This window comes from Rubrimonas cliftonensis (genome assembly GCF_900107585.1).
In the GTDB taxonomy this organism is placed as follows: Bacteria; Pseudomonadota; Alphaproteobacteria; order Rhodobacterales; family Rhodobacteraceae; genus Rubrimonas; species Rubrimonas cliftonensis.
In genome coordinates, this window is record NZ_FNQM01000001.1 from 105,280 (window position 1) to 121,221 (window position 15,942).

At 72.8% G+C, this 15,942-nt stretch carries 18 protein-coding genes; 7 read left to right on the forward strand and 11 right to left on the reverse strand.

The features are described from left to right. Positions 1-4: 4 nt before the first annotated feature. Both BLW43_RS00490 and BLW43_RS00495 read right to left on the reverse strand, forming a co-directional pair. Positions 5-208, reverse strand: a complete 204-nt coding sequence (locus BLW43_RS00490) for a hypothetical protein (RefSeq protein WP_093247532.1) — start codon at positions 206-208, stop codon at positions 5-7. A gap of 34 nt (positions 209-242) precedes the next feature. Continuing rightward, a complete protein-coding gene (locus BLW43_RS00495; protein WP_245730845.1) occupies positions 243-1,049 on the reverse strand; it encodes a S49 family peptidase in 807 nt (268 codons plus the stop codon). 156 nt (positions 1,050-1,205) lie between these two features. Here BLW43_RS00495 and BLW43_RS00500 point away from each other — a divergent pair, with 156 nt between their 5' ends. The 3 genes from BLW43_RS00500 (at position 1,206) to BLW43_RS00510 (ending at position 3,075) form a co-directional block, all read left to right on the forward strand. After that, complete coding sequence (locus BLW43_RS00500) at positions 1,206-1,427, forward strand: YdcH family protein (RefSeq protein ID WP_093247533.1); 222 nt, start codon at positions 1,206-1,208, stop codon at positions 1,425-1,427. A gap of 86 nt (positions 1,428-1,513) precedes the next feature. After that, positions 1,514-2,008 (forward strand): 5-(carboxyamino)imidazole ribonucleotide mutase, encoded by a 495-nt coding sequence (gene purE, locus BLW43_RS00505; protein ID WP_093248125.1) that lies wholly within the window; start codon positions 1,514-1,516, stop codon positions 2,006-2,008. Continuing rightward, positions 2,005-3,075 (forward strand): 5-(carboxyamino)imidazole ribonucleotide synthase, encoded by a 1,071-nt coding sequence (locus BLW43_RS00510; RefSeq protein WP_093247534.1) that lies wholly within the window; start codon positions 2,005-2,007, stop codon positions 3,073-3,075. Before purE ends, BLW43_RS00510 begins: the two co-directional genes overlap by 4 nt. 136 nt (positions 3,076-3,211) lie before the next feature. Here the strand turns inward: BLW43_RS00510 and BLW43_RS00515 are convergent, their stop codons facing one another. From BLW43_RS00515 to lgt, 8 genes are all read right to left on the reverse strand, one after another. Further along, positions 3,212-3,682: a TspO/MBR family protein gene (locus BLW43_RS00515; protein WP_217632062.1), complete on the reverse strand. Its 471-nt coding sequence runs from the start codon at positions 3,680-3,682 to the stop codon at positions 3,212-3,214. A gap of 8 nt (positions 3,683-3,690) precedes the next feature. Further along, positions 3,691-4,773 carry a phytoene/squalene synthase family protein gene (locus BLW43_RS00520; protein WP_093247536.1) on the reverse strand — a complete coding sequence of 361 codons (1,083 nt, stop codon included), beginning with the start codon at positions 4,771-4,773 and terminating at the stop codon, positions 3,691-3,693. After that, complete coding sequence (locus tag BLW43_RS00525; RefSeq protein WP_245730847.1) at positions 4,766-6,241, reverse strand: phytoene desaturase; 1,476 nt, start codon at positions 6,239-6,241, stop codon at positions 4,766-4,768. The genes BLW43_RS00520 and BLW43_RS00525 overlap by 8 nt, the downstream gene beginning before the upstream one ends. Before the next feature lie 144 nt (positions 6,242-6,385). Then, entirely contained in the window at positions 6,386-7,294 is a 909-nt protein-coding gene (gene bchO, locus BLW43_RS00530; RefSeq protein WP_093247538.1) for an alpha/beta fold hydrolase BchO, read from the reverse strand. Positions 7,295-7,429: 135 nt separating this feature from the next. Beyond that, positions 7,430-8,122, reverse strand: coding sequence for a phosphate signaling complex protein PhoU (phoU, locus tag BLW43_RS00535; RefSeq protein WP_217632063.1), 693 nt, complete (start codon positions 8,120-8,122; stop codon positions 7,430-7,432). A 134-nt stretch (positions 8,123-8,256) separates the two neighbouring features. After that, complete coding sequence (gene pgeF / locus BLW43_RS00540) at positions 8,257-9,033, reverse strand: peptidoglycan editing factor PgeF (RefSeq protein WP_093248127.1); 777 nt, start codon at positions 9,031-9,033, stop codon at positions 8,257-8,259. A 14-nt stretch (positions 9,034-9,047) separates the two neighbouring features. Continuing rightward, the gene (locus BLW43_RS00545; RefSeq protein ID WP_093248129.1) at positions 9,048-10,061 is read right to left on the reverse strand and encodes a class I SAM-dependent methyltransferase; all 1,014 of its coding nucleotides are present in this window, start codon (positions 10,059-10,061) and stop codon (positions 9,048-9,050) included. 59 nt (positions 10,062-10,120) lie between these two features. Continuing rightward, positions 10,121-11,062 (reverse strand): prolipoprotein diacylglyceryl transferase, encoded by a 942-nt coding sequence (lgt, locus tag BLW43_RS00550; RefSeq protein WP_093247540.1) that lies wholly within the window; start codon positions 11,060-11,062, stop codon positions 10,121-10,123. 129 nt (positions 11,063-11,191) lie between these two features. Between lgt and BLW43_RS00555 the strand changes: the two genes are divergently transcribed. From BLW43_RS00555 to proC, 3 genes are all read left to right on the forward strand, one after another. Then, a complete protein-coding gene (locus BLW43_RS00555; protein ID WP_093247541.1) occupies positions 11,192-11,446 on the forward strand; it encodes an accessory factor UbiK family protein in 255 nt (84 codons plus the stop codon). A gap of 185 nt (positions 11,447-11,631) precedes the next feature. Next, entirely contained in the window at positions 11,632-12,135 is a 504-nt protein-coding gene (locus tag BLW43_RS00560) for a type III secretion system chaperone family protein (RefSeq protein ID WP_093247542.1), read from the forward strand. Further along, positions 12,132-12,971, forward strand: coding sequence for a pyrroline-5-carboxylate reductase (gene proC, locus BLW43_RS00565; protein WP_281243432.1), 840 nt, complete (start codon positions 12,132-12,134; stop codon positions 12,969-12,971). The genes BLW43_RS00560 and proC overlap by 4 nt, the downstream gene beginning before the upstream one ends. 175 nt (positions 12,972-13,146) lie before the next feature. Here the strand turns inward: proC and BLW43_RS24175 are convergent, their stop codons facing one another. Beyond that, positions 13,147-14,883 carry a c-type cytochrome gene (locus BLW43_RS24175; RefSeq protein WP_245730851.1) on the reverse strand — a complete coding sequence of 579 codons (1,737 nt, stop codon included), beginning with the start codon at positions 14,881-14,883 and terminating at the stop codon, positions 13,147-13,149. Positions 14,884-15,049: 166 nt separating this feature from the next. On the opposite strand from BLW43_RS24175, the gene BLW43_RS00575 reads away from it, so the two are divergent. Continuing rightward, positions 15,050-15,922, forward strand: coding sequence for a prephenate dehydratase (locus tag BLW43_RS00575; protein WP_245730854.1), 873 nt, complete (start codon positions 15,050-15,052; stop codon positions 15,920-15,922). The last annotated feature ends 20 nt before the right edge of the window (positions 15,923-15,942 follow it).

Here is a 15,942-nt window from a genome sequence, read left to right on the forward strand (position 1 = left end):
GGCGTCAGGGCGTCGGCGGAGCGTCGCAGCCGCAGCTCTCGCCGGGCGCGCGCCATGCGCCGCAGGCCGCGCATTGCTCAAGGTCGGCGACGGAGCGCCCCGGCTCCCGCCGGCCTGCGCTTCGGTCCACGCCGCCGGCGAACAGCCGGTTCAGCGCACTCCAGGCGAGAAGCGCCACCCCGGCGAGCGTCAGGATCTTCCAGATCATCCGCGCCTCGCGCCAGGTCCGCGACGGTCGTCGCTCACAGGCCGAACCTCGCCCGCATCGCACGCTCCTCGACCGCGCCGATAAGTTCGGCGGCGCCCGGGGCGCCGAGCCGCTGCAGCAGGCTGCGCCGCGGCCGCGTGACGTTGAAACGGACCTTCTCGCCGAAGCGGGCCTTCATCATCGGCGCGAGATGGCCGATCCCGTCGATCAGGCCGAGCGCCTGCGCCTCGCGCCCGAGCCAGATGTCGCCGGTGAAGAGCGCGTCCTCGTCGCCCTTCAGCCGCGCGCCGCGGGACCGGCGCACATGCTCGATGAAGTTGTCGTGGATGCCGCGCTGGAGTCGCTTCAGGCGCTCGACGTCGTCGGCGTCCTCGGGGCGGAATGGGTCGAGCATCGTCTTGCGGCTGCCGGCGGTGTGCACGCGGCGCTCGACGCCCAGCCGGCCGATCGCCTCATGCAGCCCGAAGCCGGCGCTGACGACCCCGATCGAGCCCAGGATCGCGTTGTCGTCGGCATAGATCTCGTCCGCCGCGCAGGCCAGCCAGTATCCGCCGGAGGCCGCGACGTCCTCGCAGAACGCGATGACCGGCGTCTTCTTCTCGTCCGCCTTGCGCCGGATGCGCGCCGCGATGAGGGCGCTCTGCGCCGGCGAGCCGCCAGGCGAGTTGATCGCGAGCGCCACGGCGGCGAGCCGCTTCGGCGCGAAGGCGCGCTCGACCAGGCCGGCGAGCCCGGCGTCGTCGAGCGACCTGCCGAAAGGCCCGCCGACCCCGATCGCGCCGTAGAGGCGCAGGACTGACACCACCGGCGCGGGGCGCGCGAGGCTGCCGATGCGTTCCATGATCCAACTCATGGCGCGTCACTTAAGCGGAGGCCGGGCGCAAGACAACGGCGCACACGCGATGCGACGTGGTTTACGCGGCGGATGGCGGTTTGATCCGGTGCCCGGCTCGAGTAGTGTAACCAACCTGACATTCAACCTTGGAGGCGTGCGGCGATGGATGGCGAAAACGGCGAGCTTGCGCCCGTCCTGGCGAAGCGCGCCCAACTGGCGGCCCTGCGCACGGAGCATCGCCGTCTGGACGCCGCCATCGAGGCCATTTCGGCCGATCCGCTGGCCGACCAGCTCGACCTGCGGCGCCTCAAGAAGAAGAAGCTGTCGCTGCGTGACGAGATCGCGCGGCTCGACGACGAACTGACGCCCGACATCATCGCCTGAACGCGCGACGCGGGGCCTTTCCGCTGCGCGGCAACGCTTCTATGGTCCGCCGCTTCGCGGAGGGGGGCTTCGTGGGGGAGGGGCGCATGGTTCTTGTGGGCGTGGTGATGGGCAGCCGGTCGGACTGGCCGACGATGAAGGCCGCCAGCGACATCCTGACCGCGCTCGAGATTCCGCATGAGGCGCGGGTGCTCTCGGCGCACCGCACGCCGGACGCGATGTTCGCCTATGCCGAGGCCGCCGCCGGGCGCGGGCTGCGGGCGATCATCGCCGGGGCCGGCGGGGCGGCGCATCTGCCGGGGATGCTCGCCGCCAAGACGCGGGTGCCGGTGCTGGGCGTGCCGGTCCAGAGCCGGGCGCTGAGCGGGCTCGACAGCCTGCTCTCCATCGTCCAGATGCCGAAGGGCGTGCCGGTCGGAACGTTGGCCATCGGCGAGGCGGGCGCGGCCAACGCCGGCCTGCTCGCCGCGGCGATGCTGGCGACGACGGATGCGGCGCTCGCGGCGCGGCTCGACGCCTGGCGCGCGGCGCTCACCGCGGCCGTCCCCGAACTGCCCTTCGACCCTGCGGAGGCGCCGTGAGCGCCCTGCCGCCGGGCTCGACTGTCGGCATACTCGGCGCCGGCCAGCTCGGGCGGATGCTCGCCGTCGCGGCGGCGCGGCTCGGCCTGCGCGCGCGGCTCTACGCCCCCGAGGCCGACCCGCCCGCCGGCCATGTCGCGCCGGTGGACCGGGGCGGCTGGGGCGACGCGGCGGCGCTGGCGGCCTTCGCCGCGCAGGTCGACGTCGTGACGCTGGAGTTCGAGAACGTGCCCGTCGCGACGCTGGAGATACTCGCGCCGCTCGTCCCGGTCCGCCCCGGCCCCCGCGCCCTCGCCATGGCGCAGGACCGGGTGGCGGAGAAGACCTTCCTCAGCGAGGCCGGCGCGCCCACCGTCGCCTTTCGGCCCGTCGACGACGCGGCGTCGCTGGAGCGGGCGATCACGGAACTCGGCCTGCCGGCGATCCTCAAGACGCGCCGGCTCGGCTATGACGGCAAGGGGCAGGCGCGCATCGCGGCCCCTGGCGACGCCGCCCCGGCGCTCGCCGCGATGAACGGCGCGCCGGCGGTGCTGGAGGCCATGGCGCCCTTCGCGCGGGAGATCTCGGTGGTCGTCGCCCGCGGGCTCGACGGCGCAACCGCCGCCTATGACCCGGCCGAGAACGTCCACGAGGCGGGCATCCTGCGGCGCAGCGCCGTCCCCGCGGGGATATACGACGAGACGCGCGCGCGGGCGCAGGCGATTGCGGCGCAGATCGTCGCGGCGCTCGACTATGTCGGCGTCATGGGGGTGGAGTTTTTCCACATGCCCGACGGCGCGCTGCTGGTGAACGAGGTGGCGCCGCGCGTCCACAACACCGGCCACTGGACGATGGAGGCCTGCGCGGTCGACCAGTTCTCGCAGCATGTCCGCGCCGTCTGCGGCTGGCCGCTGGGCGACCCGCTTCGCCATTGCGACGCGGCGATGGAGAACCTAATCGGCGACGAGGCGGCGGACTGGGCGCGGCTTTCGGCGGAGCCGGGCGCGGCGCTGCACCTCTACGGCAAGGCCGAGGCGCGCCCGGGCCGCAAGATGGGCCATGTCACGCGCACGAGCCGGATGGCGTGACGCGCAGCGCGGGTCGCGCGCGTCAGCCGTCGGCCCTGTCGGTGGACTTGCGCCCGGCGCCCCGCCCGATCCAGACCAGCGCCGCGAGGATCGCCAGCGCCTTGAGGGCCATCACGGCGTCGACCGCGTCCACGGCTCAGCCCCTCACGCCGGGGTTGCGGCGGAAGATCGAGAGGTTGAGCGCGAAGGCCACCGTCACCCAGACCAGATAGGGGACGAGCAGCAGCGCCGCCGTCGTGGAGATCGGGGAGAAGACGGCGATGGTCGCGGCGATGGACAGCCACAGAAAGCCCGCCTCCACCAGCGCCAGATCGATGCGCCGCCGCCCGAAGAAGAAGTAGCTCCAAGCCGCGTTCAGGCAGAGCTGGACGCCGTAGACGACGAAGGCCAGCTCGGCGCCCGCAAACCCGCCATTCGCGCGCCAGACCATCCAGCCCGACGCCGCGATCATCGCGTAGAGGATCGTCCAGACGATGGGGAAGGCCCAGTTGGGCGGGCGCCAGTCGGGCCGGTCCAGCGACTCGTACCAGTCGCCGGGCTTGTAGACGGCGCCGCTCATCGCGGCGAGGAACACCACGCCGACGAAGCCGAGGAGCGGCAAGTCCACGACATCGCTCATTCGCCCGCCGTGGCGAGACCGCCCGCGACTGCGCGCGCCATCTCCGCCGCCTCGAGGCGCCGGGTCGTCTCGCGCTGGTGCGCCGCCATCATGATCTCCGCCATGCGGCCGATATGGTCGCCCACCGTGGGCCGGACAAGGTTCTCCGGCGGCGGACAGGCCGCGACGGCCTCGACGAGGTAGCGGGTCTCAGCCAGCGGCTCGGCCCCGCGTCCGATCCGGGGCAGGCCGACGCCGCCGACCGCCAGCGCCATGAGCCGCCGCTTGGTCGCGGCGGAGACGACGGCGCGGCGGTTCACGCTGTCGAAGCCCGAGCGCGCCAGGTCGCGGCCGATCTCGCGGTAGATCAGCCTTGCGGCGCGGATGCCGGGACGTGCGGCGCGGGGCAGCCCGCGCACGCCCCAGGCGGCGCGGTCGTAGAGGCGCTCGGCCTCGGCGAGCAGCGCGGCGACCATCTGGGCGATCTCCGGCGTGAAGCGCGGCGCGGCGAGGAACGCCTCCGGGTCGACGCCCGTCGCCCGCATCCAGTCGAGCGGCAGGTAGAGCCGCCCCTCGCGGGCGTCCTCGCCCACGTCCCGCGCCACGTTGGTGAGCTGCATGGCCACGCCCAGGTCGCAGGCGCGCGCGATGATCTGCGGCTCCCGCACGCCCATCAGCACCGTCATCATGGCGCCGACGGCGCCGGCGACGCGGGCGGCGTAGGCGCGCAGCGCCGAGAGGTCGGCGCAGCGGCGGCCCTCGGCGTCCCAGGCCAGCCCGTCGATCAGCGCCTCGGGCAGGGCGCGCGGCATGGCGTGCTCGCGCATCATGTCGGCGAAGCAGCGGTCCGCGGCGGCGTCCTGCGGGCGCCCCGCGCAGGCGGCGTCGAGCCGGCGCCGAAGCCGCGCCACCGCCGCGGCCTTGCCCGCCGAGAGGTCCACCGCGTCGTCCGCCAGCCGGCAGAAGGCGTAGAGGGCGTAGGCGGGCTGGCGCATCCGCGCCGGCATCAGCCGGGACGCGGCGTGGAACGAGTGCGAGCCGGTGCGGATGGCGGCGGCGCAGGCGGCGTGGTCGGCTTCGCTGGCGCAGGGCTCACGCATGGGCGCGCGCCCCCTTCCCGGCGAGTATGAGCTCGTCGACGACCCGGGCGGAGGAGACCACGCCAGGCAGCCCCGCGCCCGGATGCGTCCCGGCGCCGACGAAATAGAGGTCGTCGAGCTCCTCGGACCTGTTGTGCGGCCGGAACCACGCGCTCTGCAGCAGCTGCGGCTCCATCCCGAAGGCCGCGCCGCGCTCGGAGGCCAGACGGTCGCGGAAGTCGAGCGGCGTCAGCACCCGCGAAGTGACGACCGCCTCCCCCAGTCCGGGCATCACCGTCTCCTCCAGCCGCTTCTGCACCTTCAGGCGATAGGGCTCGGCCAGCGCCGCCCAGTCGTCGCCGCCGTCGAGGTTGGGCACCGGCGAGAGGGCGTAGAAGCTGTCGCAGCCCTCTGGCGCCACGGAAGGGTCGGTGGCGGAGGGGCGATGCAGGTAGAGGCTGAAATCTTCGGTCAGCTTCTTGCGGCGGAAAATGTCGGTCAAAAGGCCCTTGTAGCGCGGGCCGAGCACGATGGTGTGATGCGGCACGTCCTCGAAGCGCCGGTTCGTCCCGAAATACCAGACGAAGACGCTCATGGAGTATTTCATGCGGTCGATCTTGGCGTCGGTCCAGCGACGTCGGGGCAGGTTGGGCATCATCCGGCGATAGACCACGGCGGGGTCGGCGTTGCACACCACGACGTCGGCCTTCAGCGTCTCGCCGTCCTTGAGCTTCACGCCCGTGGCGCGGCGGCCCTCATGGGTGATCTCGGCGACCTCGGTCTCCAGCCGGATTGTCCCGCCGACATGGCCGACGAGGTTCGCCATCGCCTGCACCAGCGCGCCGGTGCCGCCCATGGCGTAGTTCACGCCCCAGCCCTGCTCCAGATGGTTGATGAGGCAGTAGAATGACGTCGTGTTGAACGGGTTGCCGCCGATGAACAGCGGGTGGAAGCTGAGCGCGAAGCGCATCCGCTCGCTTTTCACCCGGCTCGCGACATAGGCGTGCACCGAACGGTGGCCGCCGAGGCGCAGCAGCGTCGGCGCCATCGTCACCATGGTCATGAACTTGTGGAACGGGTGGTGCGCCATCTTCGCGAAGGCGAAGTCGTAGATGCGGCTGCTGTCGCGCGCGAAGCGGTCGTAGCCGGCGAGGTCCTCCGGCGCGACGCGGGCGATCTCGGCGCGCATCTTCGCGGGGTCGCCCGAGCAGTCCAGCGTCTCGCCGTCGTCGAAGCGGATGCGGTAGAACGGGTCGAGCCGGCGCAGGTCCACGTCCTGCGCCATGTCGCGGCCGCAGAGCCTCCAGATGTCCTCGAACACGAACGGGGCGGTGATGATCGTCGGCCCGGCGTCGAAGGTGAACCCGTCCTGCTTCCAGACATAGGCCCGGCCGCCGGGCTTGTCGAGCTTGTCGAGGACCGTCACGGCGTAGCCGCGCGCCCCCAGTCGCGCGGCCGCGGCGAGCCCGCCGAAGCCTGCGCCGATCACGATGGCCGCCGGTCGCCCCGCCGGTCCCGAGCCCCGCCTGGGGCCTGAGCCCGGGCCATGCGGGCCGCCCTGTGCGCCTGCGGGCGCTTCGCGATACGTCAACATAAGTTGACAGTAAGTCTGTCACGGCGGTTGGCGCAAGTCTTATCCCGCGCCGGGGCGCTCCGCCGCGGCGGCGGCCTCGCGCCAGGCCTCGTTCACGATCTCCGCGGCTGTCTCCGGCGCCTGTTCGTGGGCGAGATGACCGAGCCCCGCCAGCCGCCGGACGCGCGCCCGCGGCGCCCGCGCCGCCACGCCGTCGGCGTCCTCCGGCGGCACCGCGCGGTCGCGCTCCCCCACGATCAGGCTGAGCGGCTGGCGAAGACTGGGCAGATCCCGGCCCAGCGGCCGCAGATCCCAGGCCGCCATCATCGCCAGAGCGGCGGCGACATGGCCGGGGCTCTCGAACAGCCGCCGGTAGAGCGCGCGGCCCCGCGCGTCGAGCCCGTCTCCCATCGCGTCGATCAGACGGTCGGCGGCGGCGCCGCCCGCGGTCCACGCCATCGCGCGGGGAACGAACGGGTTGAGGGCGAGCAGCTTCGCCATGATCGGGAACAGCACGCCCGCCGCCCCGCGAAACGGCAAGAAGGCGCCGTTGAAGCTGACGATCGACGCCGGCGCCGCGAGGCCGTCGAGCGCGATGCGCGTCGCGATCGCCGCGCCCGCGGAATGGCCGGCGATCAGCGCCGGCGACGCCCCGAGCGCCCCGCAGAGCGCCGCCAGCGCGCGCGCCATGCCCGGCAGGCTTGCATGGTCGCCATAGCCGGGCCCCGAGAAGCCGTGGCCGGGCAGGTCGGGGACGACGACGCGGAAATGCGGCGCGAGCAGCGGCGCGACGTCGCGCCACGAATGGCTCGCGCCCCCGGCGCCATGGACGAGCAGCAGCGCCGGCGCGTCCTCAGGCCCGAGCGTCTGGACATGCCAGCGCACGCCGCCGGCCTCCAGAAAACAGCTGGCGTCGCGATTGGGCCAGTCGGCGCCGTCGCGCGCCCAGTCTAGCCGCGGCCGCGTCATCGGCGCGGCGCGTTCTGGCGGAGGATCATGGTCGCAGGATCGTCATCTGGCGGCGTCTCGCGTCGGTCAAGGTTGGGCGACCCTAGCGCGCCGCGCGCCGCTGCGCCCCGCCGCGATGAGCCGCAGCCGCGTCGCTCAGACGTCGAAATCGAGCATCGCGTCCAACGGCTCGCCCTTGGGCCGATCGTCGCCCAGCGGTTCGCCCTCGACCATGTAGTAGGCCATCTCGGCGATGAAAGTCGTGTGGTCGCCGATGCGCTCGAGGTTCTTGGCGACGAACATGAGCTGGCTGCAAGTCGAGATCGTCCGCGGATCCTCCATCATGTAGGTGATGAGTTCGCGAAACAGCGAGTTGTAGATCTCGTCGATCTCGACGTCGCGATTCCACACCGCGACCGCCAGCGCCGTGTCCCGCGCGGTGTACGCGTCGAGCACCTCGGTGAGCTGGGTCAGCGTCTGGCGGCCCATGCGCACCACGGGCGCGGCGAGGCGCACCGGCTGATTGCGGGTGAGATACTGGGAGCGGCGGGCGATGTTCTTGGCGAGGTCGCCGATGCGCTCCAGCGTCGACGCGACCTTCAGCGCCGCGATGGTCTCGCGCAGGTCGGCGGCCATCGGCTGGCGCAGCGCAAGCGTGCGGATCGCGCGCTGCTCCAGCTCCGCCTCCATCCGGTCGAGCGCCTTGTCGCGAGCGACGACCTCGGCGGCGAGGTCATGGTCGCGCCGCTGCACCGCCTCGAGCGCGTGCGCCAGAAGCTCCTCGGCCAGCCCGCCCATCTCCGAAATCTTGGAGGAAAGCTGCTGTAGGTCGTTATCGAACGCTGACACGATGTGCGGCACGGCTCACCCGACTGCTGAGCGGTCGTCCGGCGGCGACCGCGTGCAGAGATAGCCGGAACGAATAATGAAATAATGTCGTCCGCGGCAATCCGGAACAATCGGGGGAAATCTTCACTAAACGATCACAGCGACGTCGCAATGGCGGCGATCAGGCGACCGTAGTCGGGCTCTCCGGCATGGGTCGCGCGGCGGAAGCTGAAGAAGCGGTCGGGGTCGCCATAGGTGCACCGGCCCAGCCATTCCGCGCGGCCGACGGCCGCTTCGCGCAGCCGCGACAGGCAGAAACCCGGCAGATCGAACCGCAGCCGGTCGGCGGGGCGCCCCTCGGCGCCCGGAACGAAGAAGCGGTCGGCGTCGGGCGCCTCCGCAAGGAAGGCGTCGAGGAACTCGGGGCCGACCTCGTAGGCCGACTGGCTGATGCAGGGGCCGACGACGGCGACGATGCGGGCGCGCTCGGCGCCGAGGCTCTCCATGCGCGCCACGGTCGCCTCCAGCACGCCGGCCAGCGCGCCGCGCCAGCCGGCATGGGCGGCCGCCACGACGCCGGCCGCATCGTCGGCGAAAAGCACCGGGGCGCAGTCTGCTGCGAGGGCGGCGACGGCGAGGCCGGGCGCGGCGGTCACGAGCGCGTCGACGCGGGGCCGCGCGCCCTCCCATGGCGCGGCGACGGCCAGCGCTTCGGCGCCGTGCACCTGATGGGCGGTGAGCAGACGTTCCGGCGCGCAGCCGAGCGCATCGGCCACGGCTGCGCGATTCGTCCGCACCGCCTGCGCGTCGTCGCCCGAGCCCGGCCCGCAGTTGAGGCCCGCGTAGATCCCGGCCGAGACCCCGCCGCGGCGCGTGAAGAAGCCGTGCGGCGCTCGGCCGAGCGCGCGCGAGGTGAAGCGTTCCGGCTGCATCGCGTCCTCCATCCTCATTCTCCCGGTCCGAAGCCTGGCGGCGGCGGCTGTTCGGGTCCGGTGGCGGCCAGCGCCTTGAACAGCCGCCCCATCTGCTCCGGCGCCGCCAGACGGTCGCGCTGGGCGAAGATATCCGCGGCGCGGTCCGGGCGCGCTGCGGCAAGCGCGGCGGCGCGCGGGGCCAGCCCGAGCGCGCCGAGCAGGGCGCCCTGGGTCGTCAGCGGCCAGAGCCGCGCGCCCTGCGCGGCGATCGCCCCGGCGAGCGCGGCGAAGTCGACATGCGCCGTGATGTCGGCGCCGCCAGGCTCGGCCAGCGGATCGGCCGGCGCGTGCCGGCGCAGCGCCTGCAGCGTATCCCCGCCGCCGGTCGCGGGCGGGGCGGCGCCGTAGTCGACGACGAGCGCCGCGCCGCCATCGGCCGCGAGCCGGGCGCCGATCTCCGCGGCGACGGCCTCCGACGCCGCGCTGCGCTCCAGCACCGCCCCGTTCGGGGCGGACGGCGGCAGGCCCTCCGCCAGCGGCGGGCCGAGCCCCCAGGCGAGCGCGCCCTCGACGACGCCCACGCGCCGCTCGCGCCATGCGCCGCCTGCCCGGACGAACTGGCGGATCGGCAGCGCGTCGAAGAACTCGTTCGCCAGCAGGATGATCGGACCGCGCGGAACCTCCGCGAGCCGTCCGGCGCCTTGCGCGGCGGGCACCGACCGCCGCTGTAGCGCGCGCAGCGCGGGGCTGGTCTCGACGAGCCATGGCTCGGCGGCGTCGAGAAAGCCGGGCAGGGCGCGCGCGGCGCGCAGCGCGTCGGCCATCATCGCGCCGCGGCCGGGGCCGAGCTCGGCGAGGATCACCCGGCCCGGCGCGCCCATGTCGAGCCAGACCTGCGCGCACCACAGGCCGAGCAGCTCGCCGAACATCTGGCTGATCTCGGGAGCGGTCGTGAAGTCCCCCGCTGCGCCAAAGGCCTCGCCGCGCGCGTAGTAGCCGTGCTCGGGGTGGCCGAGGCAGAGCGCCATGTAGCGGTCCAGCCGCATCGGCCCCTCGGCGGCGATCTCGGCGCGGATCAGCGCCTCCAGCGGCCCGGCGCCCCCGCTCACGCCGTCTGCGGGCGCTTGCGCGCGAAGGCGTAGGCGATCAGCAGCAGCCCCGCGAACAGCATCGGCAGCGACAGGATCTGCCCCATGGTCAGCCCCCACGCCTCCGCCCCGTCGCCAAACCTCAGAGCCTGGCCGTTGGGGTTGCCGGCGGTCACGAACTGCGCGTCGCCCTGGCGGAAGTTCTCCACGAAGGCGCGGGCGGCCCCGTAGCCCGCGAGGAACGCGCCGGTCAGTGCGCCGGGGCGCAGCGTCCAGCGCTGCGCCAGCGCCAGCCACAGCAGCAGCGCCCCGAGCAGCAGACCCTCCAGCGCGGCCTCGTAGAGCTGGCTGGGATGGCGGGGCAGGGGGCCGCCGCCGGGAAACACCATGCCGAACCACGCCTCGGTCGGCCGCCCCCACAGCTCGCCGTTCACGAAGTTCGCGAGCCGGCCGAACAGCAGGCCCGGCGGCGTCGCGACCGCCAGCGCGTCGCCCACGCTCAGCGGCGGCGCCGCGTTGCGCAGGCTCCACAGCAGCGCCGCGACGACGACGCCCAGAAAGCCGCCATGGAAGCTCATGCCGCCCTGCCAGATCGCCAGCGCCTCCAGCGGATGCGCGAGGTAGTAGGCCGGCTGGTAGAACAGCACGAAGCCGAGCCTTCCGCCGAGGATCACGCCGGCGACCATCCATGTCAGCAGCTCCTCCGGCTGCTCCGGCGTCATCGGCGCGCGCCGGCCGGGCCAGAGCGCGGGCCGGCGCATCAGCGCGCGCACGATCCACCAGCCGAGCGCCAGCCCCGCGATGTAGGCGAGCGCATACCAGCGCAGCGAGAGCGTGACGAAGCCGAGATCGACCGAGAGGAGCGCGGGGTCGATCTGCGGAAACGGCAGCGCCGCGCGCAGCGGCGCCGCGTCGCGCCACAACGCCGCGGCCGTCTCCGCGAGCGGCGGCAGGGTCATCGCAGGGCGCTCCTTTCGCATCGTCCGTAGCGGGCGGCCCCTTCCTTCCGCCTCGCCGGCCCGTCGTCAAGCACGGTTGCCGCGGCCTCGCCGCGCACGCATATGTCGAGCGACCGGAGGAGTGGACCCATGCAGACCCGCAGCACCTTGCTAGACGACATCTCGAAGCTGATGACCAACGCCGCCGGCGTCGCCCAAGGCGTGCGCGAGGAGGCCGAAACGCTGGTCCGGTCGCGCATGGAGCGATTCATGGCCGACGCGAATCTCGTCTCCCGCGAGGAGTTCGACGCCGTGCGCGACATGGCGCAGAAGGCCCGGGAAGAGAACGCCGCGCTCGAGGCCCGCGTCGCCGCGCTGGAGGCGAAGCTGGCAGGGAACGGCTGACAGCCGCCTGCGGCGCCGATCGCGCAAAACGACGCAATTTCCCGTTTGCGTCGGCCCGGATTCTCCCCCACCATATGTCGTGGGACGGGCGGCAAGACCCGCGACCCATAGGCGCCTGCACCGCCTCTTGCGGCGCGTCCGCTCACGCTGGCGCCCGCGGAGGCCCGAGCACGGGAGCGCACGGCATGACGGCCGTCGAGCAGAGTTTCCATTCCGAAGACGTCCATCCCATCGATATCGTCGAATCCCTCGCCGAGTATCGCGAGTGGGATTTCGACCGGATATGCGAGGACCAGATCGCCATGGCGGTCGAGGGCCAGTGGCGCACCTACGCCATCACGCTCTCGTGGTCTCCCCATGACGAGACGCTGCGGCTCGTCTGCACCTTCGAGTGCGACCCGCCGGAGAATCGCGAGCATGAGCTGGCTGTCGCCATGGACCTCGCCAACGACAAGTGCTGGACAGGGTGCTTCACCCGCTGGCGCGAGCAGCAGATGATGGTGTTCCGCTACGGGCTGACGCTCGCCGGCGGCGCGGTGGCCACGCCGCAGCAGATCGACGCAATGCTGCGCTCGGCGCTGGGCGCCTGCGAACGCTTCTACCCCGCCTTCCAGCTCGTCGGCTGGGGCGACGAGACCGCCGCGGACGCGATCTCGGTCGCGATCGCGGAAGCCTACGGTCGGGCGTGAGCGAGCCGGCGAAGCTCGCGGCGGGCCTCGAGCCCGTCGCCGCCGGCGGCCTGGTGCTGCTCGGCTGCGGGAAGATGGGCGGCGCCATGCTCGACGGCTGGTTCGCGGCGGGCCTGCCCGGCGCGGCCGTCCATGTCGTCGATCCCGCGCTCGGCGAGCGCGCCGCCGCGCTGACGGCGCGGGGCGCGCGCTGCGGCCTCAAGCCCCCGGACAGCGCCGCCGCGGTGGTGGTCGCGGTGAAGCCGCAACTGCTGGCAGAGGCGCTGCCGGCGGTGGCGCCGCTTGCGGGGCCGCGCACGCTGTTCATGTCGATCGCCGCCGGCGCCCCGCTGTCCTACTTCGAGGCGCGGCTCGCCGCCGGCACGCCGATCGTGCGCGCGATGCCGAACACGCCCGCCGCCGTGGGGCGCGGGGTGACTGCGCTGTTCGCCAACGCGCCCGGAAAGGCGCTGACCCCGCTCGCAGAGGCGCTGGCGGGGGCCGTAGGCGAGACGGTGCGCCTGGAGAGCGAGGCGCAGATGGACGCGGTGACGGCCGTCTCCGGCAGCGGCCCCGCCTATGTCTTCCACATGATCGAGGCGCTCGCCGCGGCCGGCGTGGCCGAAGGGCTGCCCGAAGAACTCGCGATGCGCCTGGCGCGCGCGACCGTGACGGGGGCGGGAGAACTGGCGCACGGCAGCCCCTTGCCGGCCTCGGCGCTGCGCGAGGCCGTGACCAGCCCGGCGGGGACGACTGCGGCGGGGCTCTCAGTGCTGATGGGCGATGGCGCCCTTATCGACCTGATGCGGCGCACCGTCGCCGCCGCCGCCGCGCGGAGCCGCGAACTGGGCGGCTGAGCGCTCTTTTCCACCGACCGTTTCGCGGCGTCGACCCTCGCACGGCCGGCGGCTAGGCGCCTTGGCGCCTTGGCGCCGTTTGACTGCGGGCCGGCGCGCCTGAACGAGAAACGCCGGCCGTTCGCACCCGAACGGCCGGCGTCCTTCGTAGTTCAAGCGATACGGCTGGCGCGACTTACTCGATCGGGAGGTTCGAGCCGCCTTCCTCGTTGAGATAGCGGATCACCGCGGCGCGCTCCTCCAGCTTGTTGAGGCCGGCGAAGCCCATCTTGTTGCCGGGGGCCCAGTCGCGGGGCTTCGTCAGAAACGCGTCGAGTTTTTCGAAGGTCCACGCGCCCTCCTTGCCGGCGAGCGCATCGGAGTAGCTGAACCCCTCGACCGACGCGATGTCGCGGCCCACGACCCCGTAGAGATAGGGGCCGACGCCGTTGCGGCCTTCCTCGAGCTTGTGGCAGGCGCCGCATTTGCGAAACACCTTGCCGCCGTCGGCGACGGTGGCGGCATTGTAGGCGGCCACGAACGGATCATCGGACGACGCCGCCGGAGGCGCGGGCTCGGCGGCTGGGGCCGGTTCGGCCGCCGCCACCTGCTGCTCAGGCGCAGGCTCCGGTTGGGGCGCCGCTTCGGCAGGCGCTTCCGGCGCTGACTCAGCGGCCGCTTCCGGGGCTGGCGCGGCCGCCGCTTCCGGGGCCTCCGCAGTCTCCGCCGGCTGCTCTTCAACCGCGGCCGGGGTCTCTGGCTCCTGCGCGGCGACCTCCGCCGGTTCGGAAGCGGCGGGCGCCTCCCCGGCGACGGCGGCGATCTGATCGCCTTCGGCGGCGGGCTCGGCGGGGGTCGCGCTCAGGCTGTTGAGATAGGCCAGCACGGCGGCGCGATCTTCCAGCCGCTTCAGGCCCTTGAAGCCCATCTTGACGCCGGGCGCCATCGCGACGGGATCTTCGAGATAGGTGTTCAGCCGCTCCAGCGTCCACGCGCCGTCGAGGCCCGACAGCGCGTCGGAATAGGGATAGTTTGCGGCGCTCGCGATGTCGCGCCCGATCACCTCGTACAGGCTCGGCCCGATCCCGTGGGCGCCTTCGGTCAGCATGTGGCAGATCGAACAGGCGCGGAAGACCTGTTCGCCATAGGCCGGGTCGGCCTCCGCGAAGGCCTGTGCGAAGGTGAGCTCGCCGTTTGCGGCGGGCGCCTCGGCGCTGGTGGTCACTTCCTCTGCGATCGCCTCGGCGGCGTCCTCGGCCTCGGCCACGGCCGTGTCGCCGGCCGGCGGCGCAGCGTCGGCCGCGGCGGCCTCGGGCGCGGGCTCGGTAGCCGGTTCGGCCTCCTCGGCGGGCGCGGCCGCTGCCGTCTCGGTCTCAGGCGCCGCGGCGGGCTCAGCCGCAGCGCGCGCTTCGGGCAACGGCAGGTTGGAGCCGCCCTCAGCGTTCATGTAGGCGATGACCGCGGCGCGCTCCTCGGGCTTGGAGAGCCCGGCGAAGCCCATGCTCGTGCCTGGGGCCCAGCCCTTCGGGTTCTCAAGAAAGGCGTAGAGGTTCTCGAAGGTCCACTCGTCGGCGTGCTCGGCGAGCGCGCCCGAATAGTTGAATCCGTCGATCGCCTGAACCGGGCGGCCGACGACCTGCCAAAGGGAGGGCCCGACGCCGTTTGCGCCCTCCTCAAGCTTGTGACAGGCGGCGCATTTGCGGAACACCTTGGCGCCGTCGTCCACGGTCGCCGCGGCAAGCAGCGTGGCCATGTCGGCCTCGGCCGGCGCCTCGGCGTCTCCCGGCTCGTCGCTCGTGATCTCCAGCGCGTAGGCGAGCCGTTCCGGCTCGTCGACGTGGTAGAGCGACTCCGACACGAAGTTGGCCAGCAGATAGACCAGCAACGCGGCGGTGAGCGCGCCGAAGATCTTGTTGAACTCCATAGTGTTCATGCGCGAACAACCTTTTCGTGGCTTGGGCCGCCCAGGCGCCGCGGCGGCGAGGCGATCTTGCGGTTCGGCGCGCAATATGCCCTTCCGGGCCTGTCAGGCAAGCTGTATAGCGCGCGACTAAACGTCGGGGGAGAGGGTCCGCGGCGCCACCTGCGGAGAAATCGACATGAATTCTGGGCCGTTGACGGGCATGGGCGCGAGCGCGTCGGGGCGCATCGCCTTCCAGGGCGAGCTCGGCGCCTACTCGCATCAGGCCTGCCGGGAGGTGTTTCCCGAGATGGAGCCGATGCCGTGCGCCAGCTTCGAGGACGCCTTCGCGGCGGTGAAGGGCGGCGACGCGCGCCTCGCCATGCTGCCGGTGGAGAACTCGCTCTATGGCCGCGTCGCCGACATCCACCACCTGCTGCCGGAGAGCGGCCTGTACATCATCGGCGAGCATTTCGTCCCGATCCGCCTGCAGCTTCTCGGGGCCGAGGGGGCGACGCTGGAGGCCGTGACGGAGGCGCAGAGCCACACCGTCGCGCTCGGCCAGTGCCGCCGCTTCCTCAAGGACCGCGCGATCAGGCCCGTGATCGGCGCGGACACCGCGGGCTCCGCGGCCCTTGTGGCGCAGGGCGGGAAACCGGAGCGGGCCGCCATCGCCTCGCGGCTGGCCGGCGAGATCTACGGGCTGAACGTCCTCGCCGAGGACATCGAGGACGCCAGCCACAACACCACGCGCTTTCTCGTGATGAGCCGGCAGAAGCTGGAGGCCGACCCCGCCGGCGGCCCGGCGATCACGACCTTCGTGTTCCAGGTGCGCAACGTGCCGGCGGCGCTCTACAAGGCGATGGGCGGCTTCGCGACCAACGGCGTCAACATGCTCAAGCTGGAGAGCTACATGACCGACGGCTCCTTCACCGCGACGCAGTTCTACGCCGACATCGAGGGCCACCCCGAGAGCCCGGCCGTGCGGCGGGCGCTGGAGGAACTCGGCTTCTTCACGAGCCGGCTCAGCATCCTCGGGGTCTATCCCGCCGCGCCGTTCCGCAGCGCCTGAGCCAACGCGGCCCGCCCCGG

Bases quoted from the DNA above. Each gene is read 5' to 3' on its own strand.
- BLW43_RS00490 (WP_093247532.1), bottom strand. From the start codon at position 208: ATGATCTGGAAGATCCTGACGCTCGCCGGGGTGGCGCTTCTCGCCTGG.
- BLW43_RS00495 (WP_245730845.1), bottom strand. From the start codon at position 1,049: ATGGAACGCATCGGCAGCCTCGCGCGCCCCGCGCCGGTGGTGTCAGTC.
- BLW43_RS00500 (WP_093247533.1), top strand. From the start codon at position 1,206: ATGGATGGCGAAAACGGCGAGCTTGCGCCCGTCCTGGCGAAGCGCGCC.
- purE (WP_093248125.1), top strand. From the start codon at position 1,514: ATGGTTCTTGTGGGCGTGGTGATGGGCAGCCGGTCGGACTGGCCGACG.
- BLW43_RS00520 (WP_093247536.1), bottom strand. From the start codon at position 4,773: ATGCGTGAGCCCTGCGCCAGCGAAGCCGACCACGCCGCCTGCGCCGCC.
- bchO (WP_093247538.1), bottom strand. From the start codon at position 7,294: ATGACGCGGCCGCGGCTAGACTGGGCGCGCGACGGCGCCGACTGGCCC.
- pgeF (WP_093248127.1), bottom strand. From the start codon at position 9,033: ATGCAGCCGGAACGCTTCACCTCGCGCGCGCTCGGCCGAGCGCCGCAC.
- BLW43_RS00545 (WP_093248129.1), bottom strand. From the start codon at position 10,061: ATGCGGCTGGACCGCTACATGGCGCTCTGCCTCGGCCACCCCGAGCAC.
- lgt (WP_093247540.1), bottom strand. From the start codon at position 11,062: ATGACCCTGCCGCCGCTCGCGGAGACGGCCGCGGCGTTGTGGCGCGAC.
- BLW43_RS00555 (WP_093247541.1), top strand. From the start codon at position 11,192: ATGCAGACCCGCAGCACCTTGCTAGACGACATCTCGAAGCTGATGACC.
- BLW43_RS00560 (WP_093247542.1), top strand. From the start codon at position 11,632: ATGACGGCCGTCGAGCAGAGTTTCCATTCCGAAGACGTCCATCCCATC.
- BLW43_RS24175 (WP_245730851.1), bottom strand. From the start codon at position 14,883: ATGAACACTATGGAGTTCAACAAGATCTTCGGCGCGCTCACCGCCGCG.
- BLW43_RS00575 (WP_245730854.1), top strand. From the start codon at position 15,050: ATGAATTCTGGGCCGTTGACGGGCATGGGCGCGAGCGCGTCGGGGCGC.